22 protein-coding genes are annotated in these 25,552 nt (G+C 40.0%); 11 read left to right on the plus strand and 11 right to left on the minus strand.

Annotated features, from left to right (window positions below; all coding sequences use genetic code 11):
* Nucleotides 1-34: 34 nt before the first annotated feature.
* From FTV11_RS09310 to FTV11_RS09350, 9 genes are all read right to left on the minus strand, one after another.
* Entirely contained in the window at nt 35-826 is a 792-nt protein-coding gene (locus FTV11_RS09310) for a TIGR02391 family protein (RefSeq protein WP_180073886.1), read from the minus strand.
* 86 nt (nt 827-912) lie between these two features.
* A complete protein-coding gene (gene purD / locus FTV11_RS09315) occupies nt 913-2,196 on the minus strand; it encodes a phosphoribosylamine--glycine ligase (RefSeq protein ID WP_078193712.1) in 1,284 nt (427 codons plus the stop codon).
* A gap of 132 nt (nt 2,197-2,328) precedes the next feature.
* Nucleotides 2,329-3,903 (minus strand): bifunctional phosphoribosylaminoimidazolecarboxamide formyltransferase/IMP cyclohydrolase, encoded by a 1,575-nt coding sequence (gene purH / locus FTV11_RS09320; protein WP_180027013.1) that lies wholly within the window; start codon nt 3,901-3,903, stop codon nt 2,329-2,331.
* Nucleotides 3,904-3,998: 95 nt separating this feature from the next.
* Complete coding sequence (gene fis / locus FTV11_RS09325) at nt 3,999-4,268, minus strand: DNA-binding transcriptional regulator Fis (RefSeq protein WP_001086304.1); 270 nt, start codon at nt 4,266-4,268, stop codon at nt 3,999-4,001.
* Between the two features lie 392 nt (nt 4,269-4,660).
* Entirely contained in the window at nt 4,661-5,545 is an 885-nt protein-coding gene (locus FTV11_RS09330; RefSeq protein ID WP_180054446.1) for a DUF3426 domain-containing protein, read from the minus strand.
* Between the two features lie 18 nt (nt 5,546-5,563).
* A complete protein-coding gene (gene prmA / locus FTV11_RS09335; protein ID WP_180073887.1) occupies nt 5,564-6,466 on the minus strand; it encodes a 50S ribosomal protein L11 methyltransferase in 903 nt (300 codons plus the stop codon).
* A gap of 126 nt (nt 6,467-6,592) precedes the next feature.
* Nucleotides 6,593-7,480, minus strand: coding sequence for a bile acid:sodium symporter family protein (locus FTV11_RS09340; RefSeq protein ID WP_180003877.1), 888 nt, complete (start codon nt 7,478-7,480; stop codon nt 6,593-6,595).
* A gap of 75 nt (nt 7,481-7,555) precedes the next feature.
* Entirely contained in the window at nt 7,556-8,434 is an 879-nt protein-coding gene (locus tag FTV11_RS09345) for a bile acid:sodium symporter family protein (protein WP_180003878.1), read from the minus strand.
* Nucleotides 8,435-8,581: 147 nt separating this feature from the next.
* Nucleotides 8,582-8,932 (minus strand): hypothetical protein, encoded by a 351-nt coding sequence (locus FTV11_RS09350; RefSeq protein WP_078188731.1) that lies wholly within the window; start codon nt 8,930-8,932, stop codon nt 8,582-8,584.
* Between the two features lie 253 nt (nt 8,933-9,185).
* Between FTV11_RS09350 and mnmG the strand changes: the two genes are divergently transcribed.
* From mnmG to FTV11_RS09365, 3 genes are all read left to right on the plus strand, one after another.
* Nucleotides 9,186-11,066, plus strand: a complete 1,881-nt coding sequence (gene mnmG, locus FTV11_RS09355; protein WP_180073888.1) for a tRNA uridine-5-carboxymethylaminomethyl(34) synthesis enzyme MnmG — start codon at nt 9,186-9,188, stop codon at nt 11,064-11,066.
* Between the two features lie 342 nt (nt 11,067-11,408).
* Complete coding sequence (gene mhpT, locus FTV11_RS09360) at nt 11,409-12,614, plus strand: 3-(3-hydroxy-phenyl)propionate transporter MhpT (protein WP_180010134.1); 1,206 nt, start codon at nt 11,409-11,411, stop codon at nt 12,612-12,614.
* 114 nt (nt 12,615-12,728) lie between these two features.
* Nucleotides 12,729-13,055: a hypothetical protein gene (locus FTV11_RS09365; RefSeq protein ID WP_078193710.1), complete on the plus strand. Its 327-nt coding sequence runs from the start codon at nt 12,729-12,731 to the stop codon at nt 13,053-13,055.
* Nucleotides 13,056-13,125: 70 nt separating this feature from the next.
* Here FTV11_RS09365 and glnG read toward each other — a convergent pair whose 3' ends face one another.
* Nucleotides 13,126-14,601, minus strand: a complete 1,476-nt coding sequence (glnG, locus tag FTV11_RS09370) for a nitrogen regulation protein NR(I) (protein ID WP_078188728.1) — start codon at nt 14,599-14,601, stop codon at nt 13,126-13,128.
* A complete protein-coding gene (gene glnL / locus FTV11_RS09375) occupies nt 14,591-15,697 on the minus strand; it encodes a nitrogen regulation protein NR(II) (protein WP_078188727.1) in 1,107 nt (368 codons plus the stop codon). Before glnL ends, glnG begins: the two co-directional genes overlap by 11 nt.
* Before the next feature lie 352 nt (nt 15,698-16,049).
* On the opposite strand from glnL, the gene rimO reads away from it, so the two are divergent.
* The 8 genes from rimO to bamA all read left to right on the plus strand — a co-directional run bounded on the left by rimO (nt 16,050) and on the right by bamA (nt 25,528).
* Complete coding sequence (rimO, locus tag FTV11_RS09380) at nt 16,050-17,393, plus strand: 30S ribosomal protein S12 methylthiotransferase RimO (RefSeq protein WP_111883759.1); 1,344 nt, start codon at nt 16,050-16,052, stop codon at nt 17,391-17,393.
* Nucleotides 17,394-17,438: 45 nt separating this feature from the next.
* Nucleotides 17,439-18,167, plus strand: a complete 729-nt coding sequence (gene pyrH, locus FTV11_RS09385) for a UMP kinase (protein WP_078193535.1) — start codon at nt 17,439-17,441, stop codon at nt 18,165-18,167.
* 79 nt (nt 18,168-18,246) lie between these two features.
* Nucleotides 18,247-18,801, plus strand: a complete 555-nt coding sequence (gene frr / locus FTV11_RS09390; RefSeq protein ID WP_078188724.1) for a ribosome recycling factor — start codon at nt 18,247-18,249, stop codon at nt 18,799-18,801.
* Nucleotides 18,802-18,807: 6 nt separating this feature from the next.
* Nucleotides 18,808-19,563 (plus strand): polyprenyl diphosphate synthase, encoded by a 756-nt coding sequence (uppS, locus tag FTV11_RS09395; protein ID WP_180041113.1) that lies wholly within the window; start codon nt 18,808-18,810, stop codon nt 19,561-19,563.
* On the plus strand, nt 19,564-20,388 hold the full coding sequence (locus FTV11_RS09400) for a CDP-archaeol synthase (protein ID WP_078193533.1): 825 nt from the start codon (nt 19,564-19,566) through the stop codon (nt 20,386-20,388).
* A complete protein-coding gene (gene ispC, locus FTV11_RS09405; protein ID WP_180027017.1) occupies nt 20,389-21,585 on the plus strand; it encodes a 1-deoxy-D-xylulose-5-phosphate reductoisomerase in 1,197 nt (398 codons plus the stop codon).
* A gap of 3 nt (nt 21,586-21,588) precedes the next feature.
* Nucleotides 21,589-22,944 carry an RIP metalloprotease RseP gene (gene rseP, locus FTV11_RS09410; RefSeq protein ID WP_180073889.1) on the plus strand — a complete coding sequence of 452 codons (1,356 nt, stop codon included), beginning with the start codon at nt 21,589-21,591 and terminating at the stop codon, nt 22,942-22,944.
* Nucleotides 22,945-22,984: 40 nt separating this feature from the next.
* Nucleotides 22,985-25,528 carry an outer membrane protein assembly factor BamA gene (gene bamA / locus FTV11_RS09415; RefSeq protein ID WP_180007770.1) on the plus strand — a complete coding sequence of 848 codons (2,544 nt, stop codon included), beginning with the start codon at nt 22,985-22,987 and terminating at the stop codon, nt 25,526-25,528.
* Nucleotides 25,529-25,552: the final 24 nt, after the last annotated feature.

Below are 25,552 nucleotides of genomic sequence, written 5' to 3' on the forward strand. Positions count from 1 at the left end.
TATAATCAGCGAAGAATTCAAAAAGGCTTGGATTTTAAGACACCAAATCAAATGGCAGAAGACTTTTATCGGTTAGCTGCCTAGAATCTCCCAAGTGAAAGTCTCCTGCTAATTCAGCACACATCAAACCTAGGGCATTTGAAACCTTTTCATTGTTTGTATCCCATGAATAAATTGATTTGCGTTGTTTATCTGAAATGAATGCGGTTTTTAAAAGACTGTTAGAAAACAGACTATGATCATTAATTTTATCTTTGACAATATCTTCTAATCTTGTATATGCCGTTAAGATTGAGTAATTGGGATCATAATTAAATTTAAGAGCAAGATCGAAAATTCGAGAATCAACCAAGTGGAAAGGTAATTCTGTTGGATAGAAACGGTCATTATTGATTTGGTATTCCGTAGTTTTATAAATTGCATAGATGTATTCGTATATGTTAATTGGCCTTACAACTCTAGCTGTGAACATTGTTTCAAGATCTGCATCTGATAATGAACTATGATTTACTTTCTTCATTAATTTTTCAGAAATATTAATTTCTTCAACTTCTATATTGTGCTTTAAAAGAAGTTGCAGTGATGATGCTAATCCTTTAGGTCCTTCACCAGAATAGCCTGAACTAAAGCCTGATCTGATAATGTAAGTATTTCTATTAGATTTGATTAAATATGCATGTATTTGATTGCAAGATAAAAGTAATGCTTTTTCAATATATGTTTGAGTTTGGAGAATGACACCAATAGCGTCTAAACAATCTTGAGTATAAGGTGTCCCTAAATATTGTATTTCTTCAGATGGTCGATTAAATAAATTAAAGATCATTTTAATAAAGTATTTGTTTGATATTTAATTGAATATATCAAAAAAAACCCGCACTCGGCGGGTTGTTTATTTAATTTAAATTAAGATTAAGCATTTTCACGCGCAATTGCGCGGTAACCAATATCTTTACGGTATTGAACACCATCAAAAGTCACTTTTTCGCATAGTTCAAGCGCTTTGGCTTGTGCTTCACCAATCGTGTTGCCTAGAGCAGTCACACAAAGTACACGACCACCAGCAGTCACAATGTCACCATTCTCAAGCGCTTTTGTACCTGCATGGAATACTTTTGCATCAGCCATTTCTGTGTCTAAACCAGAAATCACATCACCATTGCTAGAAGTTTCTGGGTAGCCTTTAGATGCAAGTACGATACCTACAGTCTTACGCTCATCCCATTCAGCTTCCGCAGGTAAGTTACCAGCGATACCAGCTTCAACCAAATCAACTAAAGATGATTTTAAACGCATCATAATTGGTTGAGTTTCAGGGTCGCCAAAACGACAGTTGAACTCGATCACTTTTGGTTGACCTTGTTCATCAATCATTAAGCCTGCGTATAAGAAACCTGTATAAACATGACCGTCTTTTTTCATACCTTCAACGGTAGGACGCATCACTTCATTCATGGTTTTTTCAAATACGTCAGCAGTCACAACAGGCGCAGGAGAGTAAGCACCCATACCGCCAGTGTTTGGACCTTGGTCACCTTCAAAGATACGTTTGTGATCTTGAGACGTTGCCATTGGCAAAATGTTGTCGCCATCAATCATGCAAATGAAAGATGCTTCTTCACCTGCCAAGAACTCTTCGATGACAACGCGTGAGCCAGCATCGCCAAATTTGTTGCCTGCAAGCATGTCATCAATCGCATCAAATGCTTCTTGATTGGTCATGGCAACAATTACGCCTTTACCCGCAGCAAGACCATCTGCCTTGATTACGATTGGTGCACCATTTTTTTCAACAAATGCTTTTGCTGCATCTACTTCTGTAAATACATCATAGAAAGCAGTTGGGATGTTATGGCGTTTTAAGAAGTGCTTCGCAAATGCTTTAGAGCCTTCAAGCTGTGCAGCAAATTGAGTTGGGCCCCAAATTTTTACACCCGCTTCACGGCAAGCATCCACAACACCATTTACAAGCGGTGCTTCAGGGCCAACCACGATTAAATCCACCGCATTGTTTTTAGCAAAGTCGATAATCGCAGCATTGTCTAAAATATTTAAGGCAACATTTTCGCATTTATTTTCAGTTGCAGAACCCGCATTGCCCGGTGCTACAAATACTTTTGCAACTTTGTCATCTTGTGCGATTTTCCATGCCAATGCATGTTCACGACCGCCATTACCCAAAACTAAAATATTCATCGGTTCATACTCCATGAATCGAAAATGACATAAAGTCCTCAACCTGAAAGCAGGAGAGGACTTTATGCAAGATTAGAAATCTAGTGTATTAAGCAAAAGACTGTGCTTAATTGTCATGATCAAGTTGCCAACTTAGTGACGGAAATGACGCATGCCAGTGAAGACCATTGCAATACCAGCTTCATCAGCTGCAGCAATCGTTTCGTCATCACGCATAGAACCACCCGGTTGGATAATGCATTTGATGCCCGCTTTTGCAGCGTTATCAATGCCATCACGGAATGGGAAGAATGCGTCAGATGCCATTACCGCACCTTCAACCACTAAACCAGCATGTTCAGCTTTAATTGCAGCAATACGAGCAGAGTTAACGCGGCTCATTTGACCTGCGCCAACACCAATGGTTTGACGACCTTTTGCATAAACAATAGCGTTAGACTTAACGTATTTCGCAACTTTCCAAGCAAAGATCAAGTCATCAATTTCTGCTTCAGTTGGCGCACGTTTAGTCACAACTTTAAGGTCATCTTTCGTGATCATGCCTAAGTCTTGGTCTTGAACCAACAAACCGCCATTCACACGTTTGTAATCTAACTGAGCTTTACGTTCAGTAATTGCAGGAAGCTCGCCGCATACCAGTACACGTACGTTTTTCTTCGCGCCAGTCACTTCAAGCACGCCTTCAGCAACGCTTGGAGCAATGATCACTTCAACAAATTGACGGTCAACAATGGCTTGCGCAGTTGCAACATCTAATTCGCGGTTAAATGCAATGATGCCGCCGAATGCAGATTCAGGGTCAGTTGCATAAGCAAGGTCATAAGCCGCTTGGATGCCGTCTAAAGATACTGCTACGCCACATGGGTTTGCGTGTTTTACGATGACACATGCAGGCTTAGCAAATGATTTTACACATTCAAGTGCAGCGTCAGTGTCTGCGATATTGTTATAAGATAATTCTTTACCTTGAAGTTGTTTCGCAGTAGAAACAGATGCTTCAGTTGCTGTGTCTTCTACATAGAAAGCAGCAGATTGATGCGGGTTTTCACCGTAACGTAAGTCTTGAACTTTATTTAATTGTGTATTGAAAGTACGCGCAAATTTATCTGCTTGACCTTCTTCCTTACCTACGCGAGCGCCTAAGTAAGATGCAATCATGCCGTCATACTGTGCAGTATGTTCAAATGCTTTAACCGCAAGGTCAAAACGAGTTGCATGTGATAATGCGCCTTCAGCTTTTAACTCTTCAACAACAGTTCCATAGTCAGATGCATTTACTACGATACCTACAGATGCATGGTTTTTCGCAGCAGCACGAACCATAGTCGGACCACCGATGTCGATATTTTCAATCGCATCAGCAAGTGAGCAGTTCGGTTTAGCCACAGTCGCAGCGAAAGGATAAAGGTTAACAACAACTAAATCGATTGCATCGATGTTGTGTTCAGCCATCACAGCTTCGTCTAGACCGCGACGAGCTAAGATACCACCATGAATTTTCGGATGTAGCGTTTTTACACGGCCGTCCATCATCTCTGGGAAACCTGTGTGCTCTGAAACTTCAACTACGGCAACATTATTGTCTTTCAACAATTTGTATGTTCCGCCAGTAGATAAAATTTCTACCCCTAGAGCAGTAAGTTCTTGTGCAAATTCAACAATTCCAGTCTTGTCAGACACAGAGATTAAAGCGCGTTTAATAGTCATGATCTTCGTCACAGTTTTCAAGGAACAGATTAAAACAAAATTAGCAAAATGCAGGTTAAAAAAAATGCCTGCGGAAGCCGCAAGCATTTTATCATTTATTCACTCATTAAACCGTGAGCTTTCAACTTTTTACGTAAAGTACCACGGTTTAAGCCGAGAATCTCAGCAGCGCGGGTTTGATTACCACGTGTATATTCAAGAACTACAGATAGAAGAGGCTTCTCCATTTCCGCCAGCACCATATCGTATACCTGAGATGGTTGCTCGCCTTGCAATTGTGCAAAGTAATGGCGAACTGCGCGATCTACGTGAATACGAAGAGCGACATCAGATTGTGCAGTAAAAATAGGAGATTTGCTATTCATGCGAATTAATCCGAAAAATCAAATATCACTTGGGTAAAGTGATTTGTTAAAAGTGGTCTATAAACTTGAATGAACTCCGTTTTAGTTCCTAATGCGGAGTTCTAAAACTTGTACATTACTTGTAGCTTGACACAACTCGCAAAATTGTTCGAAAAATAAGCGTAACAATAGATTAATAATTGTTACAGCCTAAAAAACAAACAAAAAATCTACTCAATACGCAATAAGTAATAAAGCGCACGGTTGGGATTGTATTTGTTGTGAAAAATTAGCGAGGAGTTTGCAGCACAAAGCTTTCGTGGCGCGTATCATACCATTGTCTAGGAAAAAGTGAGCAAGAAAACTGCATTTTTTTTATGTTTTTTTTACTTTTTTAATAGTTTTTTTCAATATTAGGGGCGAATCAACTCAATTGAATAATTATCGAAGCTTTTGCGTGCAATTGGTAGGCTAAATTGGAATTTAAAAGGACTACTTTTTGGGATCCGTTGGATACCATGCAGACTTTTATCCAAATACTCTTCAGGTAAAAGCGTATAGTTTGCTATTTCAGCACCATTTTCTTTTAGTGAAATTTTCATATTGGGTAAGGCTAGACTACGGTCATGAAAATTGATCATTTCACCTGTAAAACGTGTTTCATTATTTCCAATGCTACGAATTTTGACTTTTTTGGTACTAATTAAGCTGTAATGTTCCTCTAGGCGTGAACAATTGAATACATCACAGACTGCAGTAAATGCAGCACCCATCACTGGACTGTTTTTTAAATATTGTGGATTGAACCAGAAAAACTGGAATATAAGTGCACCAAATAAGAAAGCATTAATACAGAACCACATAAAATAATTCAGTGGTGTACGTTTTTTATCTTTTTCAGCCTGTTCTGCCCAATTTACAGCAGGAAGGTTGCCGATCGGTTCGGTGCTGAAATAATTTAAGTTATTTAAATAAGTTTTTAGATCGATATTAGAGTTTTCGACTTTTTGATCAAATAGTTTTAATAAATGGTGGGTTGGTGTTTCTTCAACAGTCACTGGTGTAAGCGTATTATTAAATTCGCTGACATTAATAATAGTATTGGAGTTTTTTTGCGGTGCATTTTCTTGCTCAGGGGTAGAAAAAGACAACGCTTTATCTACCACCAAATGAGACAGTGCATTAAAAGATGTAGAGCACTTTGGGCAACAAACCATGCCCTGAGCGACAGTAAGCTGCGGAACAGTTACTTTATATGTTGTAAAACAAGTTGGGCAGTTAGTTAATTTGTCGCTCATAAGTACACATTTTAAATTTTAATACTGTTGGCGTTTACCCGAAATTCGGCACCATGTTTCGTCACGTTTTTCTACGTCTAATATATCAAAAAATTCAGAATAAACACTAGAAACATCAGAAACTTGCTCTTCAATTACACCTGCAAGTGCGAACTCGCCCTCAGATTTAATTAAAGTTGAGAATTCTGCAGCCAAGGCCATTAGAGGGCCTGCAAGAATATTAGCAACAAACACATCGGCTTTTTGTCCAGCGAGTTCTTGGTTGAACTCTTCAGGTAGGCCTACATACAAATTTTCCAGTACACCATTTAATTCGGCATTTTGTTGTGTTGCTAAAACGGCTTGTGGGTCAATATCAGTGGCATAAACTTTTTTTGCACCCAAAAGTAAAGCGGCAACACCTAAAATACCAGAACCACAACCGTAGTCGATGACGATTTTATCCTTAAGATCAACTTTACCTAACCATTGTAGGCATAGGAATGTAGATGCATGGTTACCAGTACCAAAAGCAAGACCTGGGTCTAGTTTGATGTTAACGGCATCTGCTTCTGGCGCTTCCATCCATTCTGGGACAATCCAATATTTCTCACCAATTTGAATAGGCTCATAAGCATCCATCCATGTGCGTTCCCATTCTTGGTCTTCAATGAATTCGCTACGCATTAGTGCTTCAGGAAGTTGAGCTTTAATAAATGTTTTTAATGCAGCAACATCAATTTCTTCATCATCTTCTTGTGCATAGATACCAGTAACGATCACTTTATTCCAAAGTGGTGTTTCACCTGGAAGTGGTTCAAGTAAATCCTGATTTTCTGCATCATCTAGCGTGACACTGACTGCACCTAAAGAACTGAGCAGCGTTTCAGTGTAATCAACTTGAGCTTTTTCAACAGTAATATGAATTTGTAACCACTTCACGGACATAACCTAAATGAGTTTTATAAAAAGCTATTGTAACGGAACTCGGCAACTTGCAGCTAGCGATTATCAAAATTGACAAAAAATAAAAGGATGCACGTAGCATCCTTTTAATTTTTCAATGACTTAACTTTTAATTGTTTCGGTTGTAGTTGTCGAGATTGGTGCAAAACGCGTAATTAGGAAGCCAAATACAGCGGCAAAGATGTACATAAAGATTGAATATACCGCCGCAGGCATTGCTACAGCAGAGCTTGCCATCACCGTTAAGGCGATGGTCATGGCTAACGTACTGTTATGAATACCGATTTCAAATGCACAAGCACGTGCCTGAGCACTATTGATGCCGAACAGTCTTGGAACAAAATAACCGATACATAAGCTGAAAATACAGAATAGAACCGTAGCTAAGCCAACTTGGGTTAGATAAGCCGCAATATTATGTCGTTCAGAGTAAATAGCACCGATAATAATTAAGATGAGAAAGACCACAGCAAAGATGCGGAGTGGTTTATGCAGTTTCTCAGTCAGTTTAGGTGCATAGTGACGAAGCAGCATGCCTATACAGACGGGGATGATAATGATGCCGAAAACTTGGAGGATTTTTCCAAACTGCAGACTGATTTGTTGCCCTTCTTGCATGAAGTGCATGATCGAAAAATTCACGATCAATGGAAGGGTTAATGCTGCAATGACTGAGTTGATGGCGGTCAGGGTAATATTTAAAGCCAAGTCACCTTTAAATAGATAGCTAAATAAGTTAGCTGTGCTACCACCGGGTGAGGCTGCGAGTAGCATCAATCCGACAGCAAGCAGTGGTGGTAATGCTAGCAGTTTACATAGTAGAAAGGCGATACCAACAAGCAACACGAGCTGGCAAAATAATGCGATCAACACGGCTTTAGGGTGCTTGGTGACACGTGCGAAATCTTTGGGGGTAAGTTCTAACCCAAGCCCGATCATAATAAAGGCCAGTGCTAATGGCAAAAGAACCGTAATAATTCCAGAATCCATCTTATTTATTCTCCTTGAGCATATTTAATGGTTTTTCACCAAAGTCCTTATGGTGATTGCGTTAGAAAAAATAGTTTAGGTTTTCACTTGTTGAATCAAGTGACTGCCACGGCGCGTCAAAATAAAACCAAATAAGGTCGCCAATAAATACATAAAAATAGAATAAACACCGGCAGGTATCGCCACTGTGGTGTTTTCAAGCACACTCAGTGCGATGGTTAGGGCGATACTGGTGTTATGAATACCAATCTCAAAGGTACACGCACGAGCCTGTTTTTCAGGCACACCCGAGAGGAATGGAATTAAGTAACCCAAAAATAGTCCACTGAAACAGAGTAAACAGGTTGCAATGCCGACGCTGGCAAAATACGTAATAATGTTGGATTGTTCGCGCAAAACTGCGAGTGTAAAGATAAGAATTAATAAAAAAATAGATAACATTCGCATCGGTTTGTTGATGTGATATGCAATGGTCGGAAAGGAGTTACGAATAAACATACCGAAACATACCGGTATCAAAATAATCAGAAATACATGGGTGATCTTATCGATAGGCATGCCAATACTGGTACTTTCACCAACAAAATGCAAAATGGAAAGGTTGACAATAAAAGGCAATGTAAAGCACGAAACAACTGAGTTAATGGCCGTTAAGCTAATATTTAATGCAACATCACCTTTATATAGGTAGCTATAAAGGTTTGCTGTGGGGCCACCGGGTGAAGCCGCAAGCAACATGAGCCCGACCGCGAGTAAAGGGGGTAACTCAAGCAACTTACACAGGAAAAACGCAATGCTGGTCAGTAGAATAAGCTGAGTAAATAAAGCGATGAAAATAACTTTTGGATAGCGTCCAACGCGTAAAAAGTCTTTGACTGAAAGTTCAAGTCCCAAACCCATCATCATAATGGCTAAAGCAATGGGTAGAAAAAATGCAAATAATCCCGAATCCATGGAATTTCCTGATATTTTTATCCTTATAGTGTTTTTGAGTTTATCTCAGTTTGATAAATAAGCAATAAATAAAAGCGAGTAAAAACTGATGTTTTACCCGCTTTATTTTTGATCTGTTAATTGGTCGATATTTTTATCGACAACTGTTTATTTAGGACGAGGAGGAGTGAACCCTAAAGCACATTTTCCTTTAATTTCTTGTCCATTAATCGTTGCAGTAGTGGCTTTTGCATCTGCACTACATGTGCTTAATAATTCGGCTTCTTCGCCATGAAGATTTGCATTTTTGGAAGAACTAAAAAATTGTGGTTCGCAAGTACCATTCCAGATAATACCGCGATAGGCAAATGAAACTTGAGCGCCTTGGCTTTTACCTTTACAGACTTGTTGATATCGCTGTGCATCATACACTTTCTCAACTTTATCATTGGCTGAGGCAGCAAGTGGTGATAAACATAAACCGCATAAAACCGTGGATAGCAAAATATTCTTATTCATGCTTATAGTCCTTATGATTCTCATGGGATCTATAACAGAATAAAAAATCATCAGAATAAAACAACAATCTTCGAGTAACATTTGCTTGAGAAATGTATATTTTTATATGGAATATGCAAAGTATGTATGTTCATAAAGAAATATATAGGCATAAAACAGTAGTCAATAACAATAAAATCGAGTTAATCAGTCAACTTATCGGTGAATTTTTGCTATAATCTTCCGTCATCCTTTTTTAATCTCCTTTACCACTATGCATTATCCTAAAGTTTACGATGTCATTGTTATCGGCGGCGGTCACGCGGGTACTGAGGCAGCTCTTGCTGCGGCACGTATGGGTCGACAGACTTTACTCTTAACTCATAATATTGAGACTTTAGGGCAGATGAGCTGTAACCCAGCCATTGGTGGTATTGGTAAATCACATTTAGTACGTGAAATTGATGCGCTTGGCGGTGCAATGGCATTGGCTGCTGACAAAGGTGGTATTCAATTCCGTATTTTAAACTCACGTAAAGGCGCGGCTGTTCGTGCGACTCGCGCACAGGCTGACCGTATTCGTTATAAAGCTGCGATTCGTGAAACCTTAGAAAATCAAGCGAACTTGGATATTTTCCAACAAGCAGCTGACGATTTAATCGTTGAAGGCGATACTGTAAAAGGTGTGGTTACTCAGATGGGTATTCGCTTTGATGCGAAAACTGTTGTATTAACTACAGGTACATTCTTGGGTGGAGTGATCCACGTAGGTCTAAATAATGCTTCAGGCGGTCGTGCGGGCGATCCTCCTTCAATTTCATTGGCTGCGCGCCTTCGTGAATTGAACTTACCTGTAGGTCGTTTAAAAACAGGTACACCGCCACGTATCGATGCGCGATCAGTTGATTTCTCTGTGATGACGCCACAGCCGGGTGATTTCCCATCTCCGACTATGTCATTCATGGGTGATGCGTCGATGCATCCTGAGCAAATCAATTGCTATATCACACATACCAACGAGAAAACTCACGATATCATTCGTGGCGGCTTAGACCGTTCACCAATGTATACTGGTGTGATTGAGGGTGTGGGTCCACGTTACTGCCCATCGATTGAAGATAAAATTCATAAATTTGCCGATAAAGATTCGCATCAAGTGTTCTTGGAACCTGAAGGTTTGGACACACATGAGCTTTATCCAAATGGTATTTCGACTTCTTTACCATTCGACGTTCAGTTTGAATTGGTTCGCTCGATTCGTGGTATGGAAAATGCGCACATTTTGCGTCCGGGTTATGCGATTGAGTACGATTATTTCAACCCACAATCATTGAAATTCTCTTTAGAAACCAAATCGATTAATAACCTGTATTTTGCTGGTCAAATTAACGGTACAACGGGTTATGAAGAAGCGGGTGCGCAAGGTTTGCTTGCAGGCTTAAACGCAGCACGTCGTGCATGGGATCAAGATCAATGGACACCAAAACGCGATGAAGCGTACATGGGTGTATTGGTTGATGACTTGATTACTCTTGGTACTAAAGAACCGTACCGTATGTTCACTTCACGTGCGGAATACCGATTGATGTTACGTGAAGATAATGCGGATCAGCGTTTAACAGCAATTGGCCGTGAAATGGGTCTTGTGGATGATGCGCGTTGGGATTCGTTCTGCCAAAAAATGGAAGCTGTAGAAACTGAAAAAGGTCGTTTACAACACCTTTGGGCAGCGCCAAACAATCCACTAGGCAAAAAATTCGTTGAAATGACTGGCGATGACCTGTCAAAAGAAACCAATGCAATTGATTTGCTCAAACGTCCAAATATCAACTTTGCGCAAATTGCTGAATTGACGGGTTCTGAAGTTTCAGCATTTGTGGGTGAGCAAATTGAAATTGCTGTGAAATATGCAGGTTATATTAACCGTCAGCAAGAAGACGTTGCGCAAATGAAGCGTTTGGAAGATACACGTATTCCAGCTGATTTTGATTACGATGTCGTTTCTGGTCTTTCACGTGAAATTACCATGAAGCTGAAGAATGTATTGCCTGAAACATTGGCACAAGCAAGTCGTATTCCAGGTGTAACACCTGCAGCTGTTCAATTGGTGATGATTACGATTCGTAAGAATAACCAAGCGAAAAAATCTGCATAAGATTTTGAGTTAAATAAAAAACCCGCTCAGTTGCGGGTTTTTTATTGCCAATAAATTATTGGCTATTGGTATTTGATCGGATTAAATGAATATTTTGATCATCATTAGTTTTAGCTATGGTTTGATTATTAAAATCTTTCATAAACTTAAGTGATTGATAATGAATTATAAATGCAAAAAATAAGATCTAAAACTATTGATATACAAAGTTTTAAGTCTTAATGGTGGGCTTTTGGTCGTGTGAATTCCGACCTTTGTAGTGGTATTTATTCTACCCAATAAAGCCGAAACTTCAGGGCATGGCGTACAAGTGGGTTTACGCTACATGAATGGAGTTCGATTATGGCAAATCAACAATCGGGAAAAATGCAAAAATTTCTAACGGTATTTTTGTGTTTCTGGGTGGCATTTTTTGAAGGTTTTGACCTACAAGCACCCGGTATCGCAGCAAAGGGAATCGCAGCGACATTTTCCTTAGATCAGGTACAAATGGGCTATGTGTTTAGCTTAGGTGTGTTTGGTATGTTATTTGGCGCGTTCTTTGGGGGGCGTGTCGCTGACTATTTGGGACAGAAGAAAGTCCTGATGTTGTCGATTTTTATCTTCGGTGTATTTATGTCTATCACGGCAGTTGCACCAAGCATTGAAATTTTATATATCGCACGATTCTTTACAGGTTTAGGTTTGGGTGCTGCGATGCCAACGATGATCTCGGTGGTGGGTGATGAAGCGACGGATGCTAACCGTGGGCGCTTAAATAGTTTGATGTACTGTGGCTTACCCGTAGGTGCAATCTTTGTTGCTGGCTTGGGTATTGTCTTTAAAGATATCTCATGGCATACACTATTTTTAATTGGTGGTTTAACGCCTTTAATCTTGATTCCATTCATGGCGATTATCTTAAAAGATAAGCGTACAGAAAAAGTTCAGGCAGAAACCAAGGAAACGGTTCCACCGATGGGGCAAATCCTTTTTGCTGAACAGCGTTATAAGTATACATTGCCGCTCTGGCTGAGTTTCTTCTTTACCTTAATGGTGAACTATATTCTGATCAGTTGGTTGCCTAACTTGCTTATGGAACAAGGGTTGGAAAAGCAACAAGCTTTTATGATCATGTTGATGTTCCAAGTGGGCGCAGTGATTGGTACGCTGGGTTTAGGCTACTTGCTGGATCGCCTAAAATTATGGCAAATGGCAGTGATTATCTATTCAGGTTTGTTTGTGGCATTGTTTGTGCTGTTTACAACAAATTCCATTCCTGTACTCATTGCTGCAGGCATCATGGGCGGAATTTTCTCTACAGGTGGTCAATCGATTTTGTATGGGATCTCTCCAATTTTCTATACACCAGCTGGGAAAGTGACAGGTGTGGGAAGTGCAATTTCATGGGGACGTTTGGGTGCAATGACAGGTCCATTACTTACAGGCAAGATTTTGGCGCTAGGTCTAGGAACGACAGGTATTTTAATTGCAAGTGCGCCGGGTATTGCTTTGTCGGCTATCGCGGTGGCTGCATTATCTGCCTATAAATCATCCCTCAAGAAATAATCGAAATCAGTCATATTTAAAGGAGCTACGGCTCCTTTTTTATTGAATAAATATCTTTAGCTGAAACTAAGTTTTGTTAGAATAAATCTAATATTCATGAATAAATTTACTTCTATGTCTTATCAATTGATCGAACTTGATATTTCTCCTTCAGATAACATTCAGTGTCCACATTGTCAGCAGCAAGTGATTGATTGGTCAGAAGAGCAGTATGTACAGCCATGTGAGCATGTGCTGTTTATTGCAATGGATATTGGTTTTGAGTTTATTACCGATGAATTTGAGCAAACTATGCAGCATACAGTCGATGACTTGCATGCCAATGATGATCAATATCATATGTTTACTGAAATTACCGCCTCAAGTTTCCCTGAGTTTCTGATATATAAGTCTGATTTAGGGGTGGAAGGTTATTCACGTTATGTCGGCTTTACGGCATAAAATATTGCTAAAAAATCTCAAAATAAAAAAGCCAGTTAAGTGACTGGCTTTTTTAATGAAAATCAGAAAATTAACTTTCTAATTCTTCTTCGACATCATCTTCGGCACTGTCCATACCGAGTTCTTTAAGTTTACGGGTTAAGGTATTACGACCCCAACCTAAAAGTTCTGCTGCATGGCGCTTACGCCCACGTGTTTGCTGTAGTGCAGCATTGATGAGGGTGCGTTCAAACATTGGTGTGGCAATGTCGAGAATTTTCATCTCACCATTTTTAAGTTTTTGTACGGCCCATTGACCAAGTAACTCATCCCAGTGATGCACACCAATACGATCAATCCCTTGAGTAGCAGGATTGCCATCTGTGCCTTGAATTGGAATCTGTTTTAATTCAGACGGTAAATCTTCTGGATAAACTTCACGGCCTGTGATCATAACCGTTAACCAACGACAGGTATTTTCAAGCTGACGCACATTACCTTGCCATGGCAGTTTTTGCATGTATTCTTGCGTTTCAGGACGCAGAATCTTCGGACTTACCCCAAGTTCTTTACCTGCACTTGCAAGGAAATGCTGTGCAAGCATCGGAATATCTTCACTACGATGTGCAAGTTTTGGAATATGAATACGAATCACGTTTAGACGGTGGTACAAGTCTTCACGGAAGCGACCTTCATGTACTAACTTTTCTAAGTCTTGGTGCGTTGCAGCAACGATACGGACATCCACCTTGACTGGGATGTGACCACCGACACGGTAGAATTCGCCATCCGCTAAAACACGCAGTAAACGTGTTTGAGTTTCAAATGGCATGTCGCCAATTTCATCAAGGAAAAGAGTCCCGCCATTGGCTTGTTCGAAACGCCCTTGACGCTGTGTGTTAGCACCGGTGAATGCGCCTTTTTCATGACCAAATAATTCAGTTTCGATCAAATCTTTTGGAATTGCTGCCATATTGAGCGCAATAAAAGGCTTGTTGCCACGTGGTGAATGCTTATGCAGCGCATGCGCAACCAATTCTTTCCCTGTGCCTGATTCACCATTAATTAATACAGTAATGTGTGATTGAGAAAGACGACCAATGGCACGGAAGACTTCCTGCATAGCAGGAGATTCACCAATAATCTCTGTAGATTGAATCGGTTGAACGGTTTTAGCAGATTCTTGTTGTTGTAATTTGGCGATATGTAAAATTGCACGGTTTACAAGCGCTAAGGCTTCATCAATATCAAAAGGTTTTGGTAGATATTCAAATGCACCCGTTTGATAGCTCGACACAGCAGATTCTAAATCTGAATGTGCAGTCATAATGATCACAGGTAAGTCAGGGTAGTTGCCTTTGACTTTACCTAAAAAGGTCAGTCCATCAATACCCGGCATACGGATGTCTGTCAAAATAACATCTGGCGCATCGACACTTAACTGATCTAAAGCGGATTGTGCTTCTTCAAAACTGGTAACATCAAAACCTTCTTCTTTGAATGTTTTTTCCAGCACCCAACGCATGGCGCGATCATCATCGATGACCCAAATCTTATTACGCGACATGATCTGACTCCCAAGGTAAATATAGGCTAAATACTGTTTTTCCAGGAACTGATTGGCATTCAATCATTCCGTTATGTTGATGCATAATATTTTGTGCAATGCTAAGGCCGAGACCTGTGCCTTTCGCTCGTCCTGTCACTAAAGGATAAAATACGGATTCTAATATTTCTTGTGGGACACCCGGTCCATTGTCCTCAATGTCAATGCGTACCGCAGAACGTTTTAATACACCATTGATGGTGACTAAGCGTTGAATACGTGTGCGCAAGGTTAGTTCTGGTTGATGCTCAACAAAGAACTCTTTATTTTCAGTCATCGCCTGAACAGCATTAACACTGATATTCAGCATGACCTGAATTAATTGATCACGATCTGCCAGAACATCCGGTAAAGAAAGGTCGTAATCACGAGTGATCTTAATTTTCTTTTTGGTTTGGTTGACGATCAGTGAACGAACACGTTCAAGGGGTTCATGGACATTGACTGGTTCGTAACTTGGTAATTGTCTTGAACCAAGCATAGTGTCAGCAAGATTACGTAATCGGTCTACTTCACTAATAATAATGTCGGTGAATTCGCTGTACTTCGGATCATTTAAGCTACGCGCTAAAAGTTGTGTCGCCCCACGGATACCACCGAGTGGATTTTTAATTTCATGGGCAACACCACGAATCAGTTGTCGTGCGACTTGATGCTGTTGAATCAGGTTTTCTTCTTTAGAGATTTTCAACATCCGGTCGATTTGATTCAGCTCAATCAATAGCAAAGGATGGTAGGGTTTACCAGAGTTGAGTTGTGACACGGTGTAATCGACATGAATGTCTTTAAAGTTGACATTAATCGTTGCTTCTCGGCGCGTATAGTGTTGACCAGAAGTTAATGTATTCATTAATGCATCATGCGTATTGAATTCATCATCGGGCATATGAAGTAAATTTAATACAGGCTGACCTGATGCACGAAGTAAGCTGATGTCAAAAAGCGCTTCACAAGATGAATTTAAATAAAAAATATTCAGGTTGCTATCGACCAATAAAATGGCAGTGGTTAAATTATCCACTAAAAGCCGGTAATCAATCGTCATAGTCTGATCCATTAGCGAGAGGTTCCTGTCTTAAAATGGCGCAATGGCATCTTCATAAAGCAAATCGTTCAATCTAATAAGGTTCGAATTGATGCAAGTTATGCAAGATATAAGCCAACTATTTCAGAAATACGCTAAGTTTTGATGCTTATTTGAATAAATGCGCTTATTTAAGACTTTAAATAAAGTGTATAGCTGATTAAAAACAGGCTGTAAATCTAAAATGCATTAAAATGGTGCAAATGAAATTATATGGATGAATTTATAGCATTATTTTGGTGCGTGATATAAAGAGTGACCTTTTCACCTGTTTTTATGTTTTGAAAAGACATACAATACGCGGATTATAGTGGAGCGCAGATTCATGAAATCCCCCAAAGTCGGTTTTGTTTCTTTAGGTTGTCCTAAGGCATTGGTAGATTCCGAACGAATTTTAACTCAGTTAAAGACTGAAGGTTATGATGTAGCATCAGATTATGATGGTGCCGATTTAGTAGTTGTAAATACCTGTGGTTTTATTGAATCTGCAGTACAAGAGTCGCTAGATGCCATTGGTGAAGCGATGAGTTCAAACGGTCGCGTAATTGTGACTGGTTGTTTAGGTAAAGACGAAGACAAAATTCGCCAAATGCACCCAAATGTCTTAAAAGTGACAGGTGCTGCGGCATATCAAGAAGTGATGGAAGCTGTGCACGAATACGTGCCTGAGCCACCGAAACACAATCCGTTTATTGATCTAGTACCTGAACAAGGTATTCGATTAACACCAAAACATTATGCTTATTTGAAGATTTCAGAAGGTTGTAACCATCGTTGCACATTCTGCATTATTCCGAGCATGCGTGGTGATTTGGTTTCTCGTCCAGTAGGTTCAGTATTGACTGAAGCTCAAGCGCTGAAAAAAGCAGGCGTAAAAGAAGTCCTTGTGATTTCTCAAGATACATCGGCTTATGGCGTAGACACCAAATACAAATTGGACTTCTGGAACGGTCAGCCCGTTAAAACCAAATTCTATGACATGTGTGAAGCATTGGGTCAATTGGGTATCTGGGTGCGTCTGCACTATGTATATCCATATCCACATGTAGATGCTGTGATTGACTTAATGGCACAAGGCAAAATCCTGCCGTATTTGGATATTCCATTCCAACATGCAAGTCCTAAGATTCTAAAACTCATGAAACGTCCTGCACACAGTGAAAATACACTGGAGCGTTTAAAAGTTTGGCGTGAGAAATGTCCTGATCTTGTGATTCGTTCTACATTTGTTGTGGGCTTCCCGGGTGAAACTGAAGAAGACTTCCAAATGTTGCTTGATTGGTTAAAAGAAGCGCAGCTTGATCGTGTGGGTTGTTTTACTTACTCACCAGTTGAAGGCGCGACTGCAAATGATTTGCCAGATCATGTGCCTGAAGAAATCAAACAAGAGCGTTATGAACGTTTCATGCAAGTTCAGCAAGAAATCTCTGCTGCGAAATTGCAAAGTCGTATCGGTCAGAAAATGACAGTACTGGTGGATGATCTTGAAGAAGAGTTCCCAGTTGCTGTTGCACGTTCTTATGCAGATGCACCTGAAATTGACGGTAATGTTTTTGTTGAAGATATCGATAAGTCAGTGATTAAAGCAGGTGATTTACTTGAAGTAGAAATCACAGATGCAGATGAATATGACTTATTTGCAAAACTAATCTCGGTTAAGTCTGCTTAAACGATTCATTAAAAATAATTGAAATTAAATAATTCGGAGTTGATGATGCTTGATTCTAAAAAACCACGTTTTGGTCGCATCCTGCTTAAGCTTTCAGGTGAAGCTTTAGCGGGCAATAAAGAGATGGGTATCGATGCACAAGTGCTCGATCAAATGTCACTCGCAATTGCGCACCTTGTTGGTTTGGGTGTTCAAGTGGGTATCGTTGTCGGTGGTGGTAACCTTTACCGTGGTAGCCAATTACAAAAAGATGGTTTGGTTGGCCGTGTAACAGGTGACCAAATGGGTATGTTGGCCACTGTGATGAACGGTTTGGCACTTCGTGATGCTTTGGTACGACGTAATATCAAAACTCGTCTAATGTCAGCTTTACCCATTGGTGCAGTAGTTGAATCATACTCTAGCCGTGATGCTATTCGTCATTTAACTCGTGGCGAAGTGTGTGTATTTGTCGCAGGTACGGGTAACCCATTCTTTACGACAGATACAGCGGCATGCTTACGCGGTATCGAGATTGAAGCCAATCTTATCCTTAAAGCGACGAAGGTTGATGGCGTATACAACAAAGATCCAAGTAAATATGAAGATGCAGTGAAATACGATGCATTAACATTTGACCAAGTTTTAGATGAAAAACTGGGTGTGATGGATTTAACTGCGATCTGCTTATGCCGTGACCACAACGTTCCACTTCAAGTATTTGATATGAACAAATCAGGTTCATTACTTTCAGTGGTAATGGGTGAAAAAGAGGGTACTCACGTTACTAACTAATGTACGTGGGCCTTAAAGCTCTTTATACTACAAGCTATTTTAGAATTTACATCTTTTCGAATTAAGTAAGGAAGATCACATGATTAACGATCTTAAAAAAGACGCAGAAGACCGTATGAACAAATCTCTAGATTCTCTAGAGCATGGTTTTGCTAAAGTTCGTACAGGGCGCGCGCACCCATCAATTTTAAATGGTGTTATGGTTCCTTACTATGGCTCTGATGTGCCATTAAACCAAGTAGCGAACGTGGGTGTAGAAGACTCTCGTACTTTACTTGTTCAGCCTTTTGAACGTTCAATGGTTGCTGCAATTGATAAAGCAATCCGTGAATCTGACTTGGGCTTAAACCCGATTACTGCTGATGCTATTCGTGTTCCTATGGCTGCATTAACAGAAGAAACACGTAAAGACATGCAGAAAGTTGCACGTAACGAAGCTGAAAATGCAAAAGTTGCGATCCGTAACATCCGTCGTGATGTTTTGGGTGATATCAAAGCATTGTTAAAAGAAAAAGAAATTTCTGAAGATGATGAGCGTCGCGCGGGTGATGACATTCAAAAAATCACAGACAAATTCGTTGCTGAAGTTGAAAAACGTCTGGCTGCAAAAGAAGCTGAATTGATGAAGGTCTAAGTTTTAATGACCTCATCTGAAGAAACTTCCCGTCTTCCAAAACATGTTGCCATCATTATGGATGGCAACAATCGTTTTGCCAAAAAGAATCAAATGCAAAAAGGTGAAGGGCATCGTTCTGGAAAGGACATCCTAGATCCCATCGTTGAACATTGTCGTAAAAGAAATATCCAAGCACTGACGGTTTTTGCTTTTTCGAGTGAAAATTGGAATCGTCCTCAGTTTGAGGTTGATTTGTTGATGGCTCTTCTTGAAGAAACCATTCATGAACAGTTGCCACGCATGGAAAAATTTAACATTTCCCTACGTTTTATTGGTGATCGTTCTCGCTTATCTCCTAACTTACGTGACTTAATGTTGCAAGCTGAACAAAGGACTGCTAATTTCGATAGCATGACTTTAACTATTGCAATTAGTTACGGTGGTATGTGGGATATGACACAGGCTGCAAAAAAAATCGCAGCAGATGTTTTAACTAACAAAATAAATCTTGAAGCAGTGGATGCTGAAGTCTTTGGTCAATATGTCAGTTTAAGTGATCTACCTCCGGTAGATTTGTTAATTCGTACAGGTGGTGATTTCCGTCTCTCGAACTTCTTGCTTTGGCAAGCTGCGTATGCAGAACTTTATTTTACCCAGACATTATGGCCTGAATTTACCATTGAAGAATTTGACGACGCACTAGCGGTATTTGGTGGTCGTGAACGTCGTTTTGGTAAGACTTCAGAGCAGATTCAACAAGAGCAGTTTGAGAATAAATAAATGTTAGAGCGGATAATAACCGCATTGGTACTGGTTTCAGTTGTACTGAGTTGCATGTTTGCAACCGAGTCTAAATACCCAATGCTTGTGCTGATGATTATTGCATCAGCTGTCGCGGGTTATGAGTGGTTCAAACTCATGCCGCGGAATACACAAAATGTGATTAAACCTTTCGCTTGGGGCTATGGTCTAGTCACTGCTATTCTTTCAGCACTAGCATTGCATTTTACAGATGTTGCATTACTGCTTTGGGCGGCTTCGATCTTTACTTGGATCTTAAGTGTCTATTGGGTGAAGTCTTATCCTGATTACGATAACTGGTATAACCCGAGTCTGAGTGGTATTGGTTTAGTCTTAGTTCCTGCTGCGGTAACTGCTATTTTTTCTGTGTGGATGAACTCACCGTGGTGGCTCATGTATCTGTTCCTGTTGGTATGGGGTGCAGACAGTGGTGCATACTTCGTGGGACGTAAATTTGGTAAGAAAAAACTTGCACCAGATGTGAGCCCAAATAAATCGATCGAAGGTTTATATGGCGGTCTATTCACTGCAATGCTAATTGTTATTGTTGTTGAAATTATTTATCTTGATTTAAGCATCGCTGAACATATTTTATTTTTAATACTTTCAGTAATAACAGTATTTAGTTCAGTACTTGGTGATTTATTTGAATCGATGATCAAGCGTCGTGCAGGGATCAAAGATTCTGGTCGTATTCTTCCCGGACATGGTGGTGTGCTGGACCGTATCGACTCGTTGCTTGCTGCAGCACCTATCTTTGCAGCAGGTATGTATGTTTTAAAATTAATTGGCGTAGATTTATAGATGTCACAATCTGTTTGTATATTGGGTGTAACAGGATCCATTGGTCAAAGTACTTTAAAGATTCTGCAACAGCACCCCGAAGAGTATTCAGTTTTTGCAGTCACTGCACATAGCCGAATTGTAGAACTTGTCGAAATATGCAAACAATATCGACCGAAAATCGCAGTTGTTCCATTCAATAAAGTGGATGAACTGCGCCAATTACTCGTAGCTGAAAAATTAACTGATATTGAAATCTTACATGATGAAGCCGGATTAATCGCAGTAGCAGAACATCCACAAGTTAATGTGGTCATGGCCGCTATTGTGGGTGCAGCAGGGTTGTTACCGACATTGGCTGCTGCGAAAGCGGGTAAACGTGTCTTACTTGCAAATAAAGAAGCGCTGGTGATGTCGGGTGACATCATGATTCAGACCGCACGTGAAAATAATGCTTTGTTACTGCCGGTCGATTCTGAACATAATGCAATCTTCCAGTGCTTGCCTGAAACTTATCTACAAGGTGAGCGTCATGGTCAGCCAAAATTGGGTGTCAAACAGATTTTACTCACCGCATCTGGTGGTCCATTTTTACATCATAGTTTAGAACAATTACAAAGTGTAACGCCTGCTCAAGCCTGTAAGCATCCAAACTGGTCGATGGGGCAAAAAATTTCTGTTGATTCTGCAACGCTGATGAATAAAGGCTTGGAATTGATCGAAGCCTGTCATCTTTTTGCAGTTGAAGAACAATTTGTAACAGTTGTTGTCCATCCACAGAGTATCATTCATTCAATGGTTCAATATGTAGATGGTTCGACTTTGGCGCAAATGGGTAATCCTGATATGTGTACGCCTATTGCTCATGCATTAGCATGGCCGAAGCGTATTCAAACACATGTGCCTCCATTAGATTTATTTATTCATTCTCAGTTAAATTTTGAACAGCCTGATATACAGCGATTCCCAGCGCTAAAATTAGCACGTCAAGCCATGAAGGCTGGAGGCTTAGCTCCTACGATTTTAAATGCAGCCAATGAAATCGCCGTGGCAGCATTTTTGCATGAGAAAATTGGCTTTACTCAAATCCCTCAAATTGTGGAACATGTGTTGGGGCAAGTTGAAAACTCAGCTGCAAATAATATTGATGTTATTTTGCATGCAGATAAATCGGCACGTATGGTTGCTGAAAAAGCAGTATTGAATTCAGGAAGTTAAGACATGAATGCCTTGTTTATGATTATTGCAGCAATATTGCTACTTGGACCGCTAATAGCGATTCATGAATTTGGGCATTATTTTGTTGCACGTAAACTGGGCGTAAAGGTTTTGGTGTATTCGATTGGTTTTGGCCCAACACTGCTCAAGTGGACGTCGAAGAAATCAGGTATTCAATATCAACTGTCTGCATTGCCACTGGGTGGTTATGTCAAAATGTTGGATGAACGAGAAGGTGATGTCGCAGCAGAAGACTTACCAAAAGCATTTAACCGACAACACCCTTGGAAACGTATTGCAATTGTTGCGGCAGGGCCACTCATCAACTTGGCTTTTGCAGTGGTTTTGTTTTGGATTTTATTTTTACCAGCTCAGGAACAGCTCAATACGCGCGTAGGTAAAATTTTACCGAATACACCAGCAGCGACTGCGCAAATGCAGTCTGGTGATAAAATTACTGCCGTAGATGGTACTCAAGTATCCACTTGGGAGCGCTTGAATTATGCCTTGGTTGATCGTGTAGGTGAAACTGGCAATATTCAAATTCAAGCTGAACGAGCAGGGCAAATTCAAAACTTCAGTTTACCGATTCAAAGTTTCTTACGTGATCAAACTCAGTCACCACTCGATGTTCTAGGTTTTACACCGTATCGTCCTGAAATTCCTGCAGTGGTTTCAAAGCTTAGTGAAGATGGCGCAGCGATTCGCCAAGGGATGCAGGTGGGTGATCGAATTGTTTCGATCGATGGCGTAAAAATGAAAGACTGGTTTGATGTTGTACAAGTTGTACAAGCTTCTCCAGAAAAGTTACTTAAAATTGATGTTTTACGACAAAATAAAATTGTGCATTTAAGCGTGATGCCGCAAGGTAAGCGTGACCAAATGGGTAAAGTCACAGGGCTTTTAGGTGTACAAAGTGATCCGGGTAAAGTCAATATTCCAGCCGAATACAAACAAACCATTCAATACACGCCTGTAGAGGCGATGGGCAAAGCGGTAGAAAAAACAGGTCAGATATCTAGTATGATCCTGAATTCTATTGTAAAAATGGTGCGTGGTTTGGTTGGTTTAGATAATTTATCTGGTCCGATTACTATTGCGAAAGTGGCTGGACAAAGTGCTGAGATGGGGTGGCAAACCTTCATTTCATTTATGGCACTGATGAGTGTAAGTTTGGGTATTTTAAATTTACTACCGATTCCTATGCTCGATGGCGGTCATTTAATTTACTATTTTATTGAATTAATTCGTGGTAAACCTGTTTCTGAACAAATACAATTGGTTGGATTAAAAATTGGTATGGTATTGCTGGGTAGCATGATGCTACTGGCTCTATTCAATGACATTATGCGTTTATAAGAACGTTATACGAAATAAATTAACAGCGGAAAAGACTGGCATGCAGCACAAACATTTATTTATGCCATTGGCACTGGTTAGTGCTATGGCCGTAGCACAACAAGTATATGCAGCAGATGATTTTGTAGTACAAGATATTCGTGTTGATGGCTTAGTGCGTTTAACTCCTGACAATGTAGCCGGAATGATCCCATTCTCCGCTGGTGATCGTGTCAATGATCAAATCATTTCAAACTCAATTCGTAGCATGTTTGCGTCGGGTTTGTTTGATGATGTGAAGTCTTCACAAGTCGGTAATACCCTTGTATATACAGTGGTTGAACGCCCAGTAATTTCTAAAGTTGAGCTAAAAGGCAATAAACTTATTCCTAAAGAAGCCTTGGAAGAAGGCTTAAAGAAAATGGGTCTGTCCGAAGGTGAAGTTTTAAAGAAATCATCTTTGCAAACGGTTGAAACTGAATTAGAACAACAGTACATGCAGCAAGGTCGTTATGATGCTGATGTCAAAGTTATTACAACCGCTCAACCAAACAACCGTGTTAATGTCTTAATCGAGTTTGAAGAAGGCCAATCTGCCAAAGTATTTGATATCAATATCATTGGTAATACGGTCTTTAAAGAAAGCGAAATTAAACAAATTTTTGCATTAAAAGAAAGTGGTTGGAACTCGATCATTTCTCGTAATGACCGTTATGCACGTGAAAAGATGGCTGCGAGTTTAGAAGCTTTACGTGCGATGTATCTCAACAAAGGTTACATCAACTTTAACATTACCAATTCAAGTCTGAATTTGAGTGAAGATAAAAAACACGTCTTTATCGAAGTTTCGGTGGATGAAGGTGAACAATTTAAGTTTGGTAAAACTCATTTCTTAGGTGATACGCTTTATACGCAAACTGATTTAAACGCTTTAAAACTCTATAAAGATGGCGATTTATATTCACAAGAAAAAGTGAATGGTGTTAAACAACTTTTACTTCGTAAATACGGTAACGCAGGTTACTACTTTGCAGAAGTGAACATTGTTCCTGAAATCAATAAAGACACCAAATTGGTCGATTTAAATTACTATGTGAATCCGGGTCAGCAAGTCACTGTTCGCCGCATTAATTTTACAGGTAACTCGAAAACAGCTGATGAAGTTCTACGTCGTGAAATGCGTCAAATGGAAGGCGCATTAGCAAGTAACGAAAAAATTGATTTGTCTAAAGTGCGTTTAGAGCGTACAGGCTTCTTTAAAACCGTTGATGTTAAACCTGCACGTATTCCGGGTACGCCAGATCAAATTGATTTAAATGTGAATGTTGAAGAACAGCATTCAGGTACAAGTACTTTGGCTGTTGGTTTCTCACAAAGTGGCGGTGTAACTTTCCAAGCAGGTTTGAGTCAAACCAACTTCTTGGGTACAGGTAATGCAGTTTCTATCGATTTGTCACGTTCTGAGACTCAAGATTACTACAACCTCAGTGTAACTGACCCGTATTTCACTATTGATGGTGTACGTCGTGGTTATAATATGTACTACCGTAAAACCAAGTTAGATGACGACTATAACGTTAACAACTACGTCACTGACAGTTTTGGTGGTGGTATCAACTTTGGTTATCCGATCGATGAAAACCAAAGTATCAGTATGGGCTTGAATATTGATAATACCGAAGTAACTACAGGCCCATATGTTTCTACTTATGTGCGTGATTATTTACTAGCAAATGGTGGGAAGGCGACGGATACCACATCATTCTGTCCTACGGATGCGTCTGGTAACTCACAATTAACTGTGCCTGTATACAAAACTGATGCGAATGGAGATTTTGTACTAGATAGTGAAGGTAATAAAATTGTTACTCACAACACTTGCGCAGTACCTGAAGAATCATACGATAGTGCGTTTAAAGGTGATTTCTTAACTTATAACCTTAACTTGGGTTGGTCATACAATACCTTGAATCGCCCGGTATTCCCTACATCGGGTATGTCACACCGCGTCAATGCCGAAATTGCATTACCAGGTAGTGATGTTGAATATCAAAAAATCACTTACGATGCACAAGCCTATTTCCCACTGGGTAAAGACTTTGTATTACGTGGTTACGGTAAGTTAGGCTATGGTAATGATTTGCCGTTCTATAAAAACTTCTATGCAGGTGGTTTTGGTTCGGTACGTGGCTATGATAACAGTACTTTAGGGCCTAAATATCCTGGTGTGTATTATGATGCGCAAAATAAGGTTGACTATGATCCAGAAGAAGTGGGTGGTAATGCTTTAATTCAATTTGGTACTGAATTAGCTTTACCTGTGCCATTTAAAGGCGATTGGGCTCGTCAAGTCCGTCCAGTTTTATTTGCTGAAGGTGCGCAAGTATTTGATACGCAATGTGACGTTCCTAAATCTAGTGAAGACCGTCAATACTGTAAAGATAACTACGGCTTTGATATGAACAATATGCGTTATAGCGTTGGTGCAGGCTTTACTTGGATTACGATGATTGGTCCAATTTCACTCAGTTATGCATTCCCGCTTAATGATAAAGCTGGCGATGAAACAAAAGAAATTCAATTCGAGATTGGTCGTACGTTCTAAGTACGACCCTTCTGGGAATAACAA

The sequence above is a fragment of the Acinetobacter sp. YH12231 genome, from assembly GCF_013417755.1.
GTDB lineage: Bacteria > Pseudomonadota > Gammaproteobacteria > Pseudomonadales > Moraxellaceae > Acinetobacter > Acinetobacter amyesii.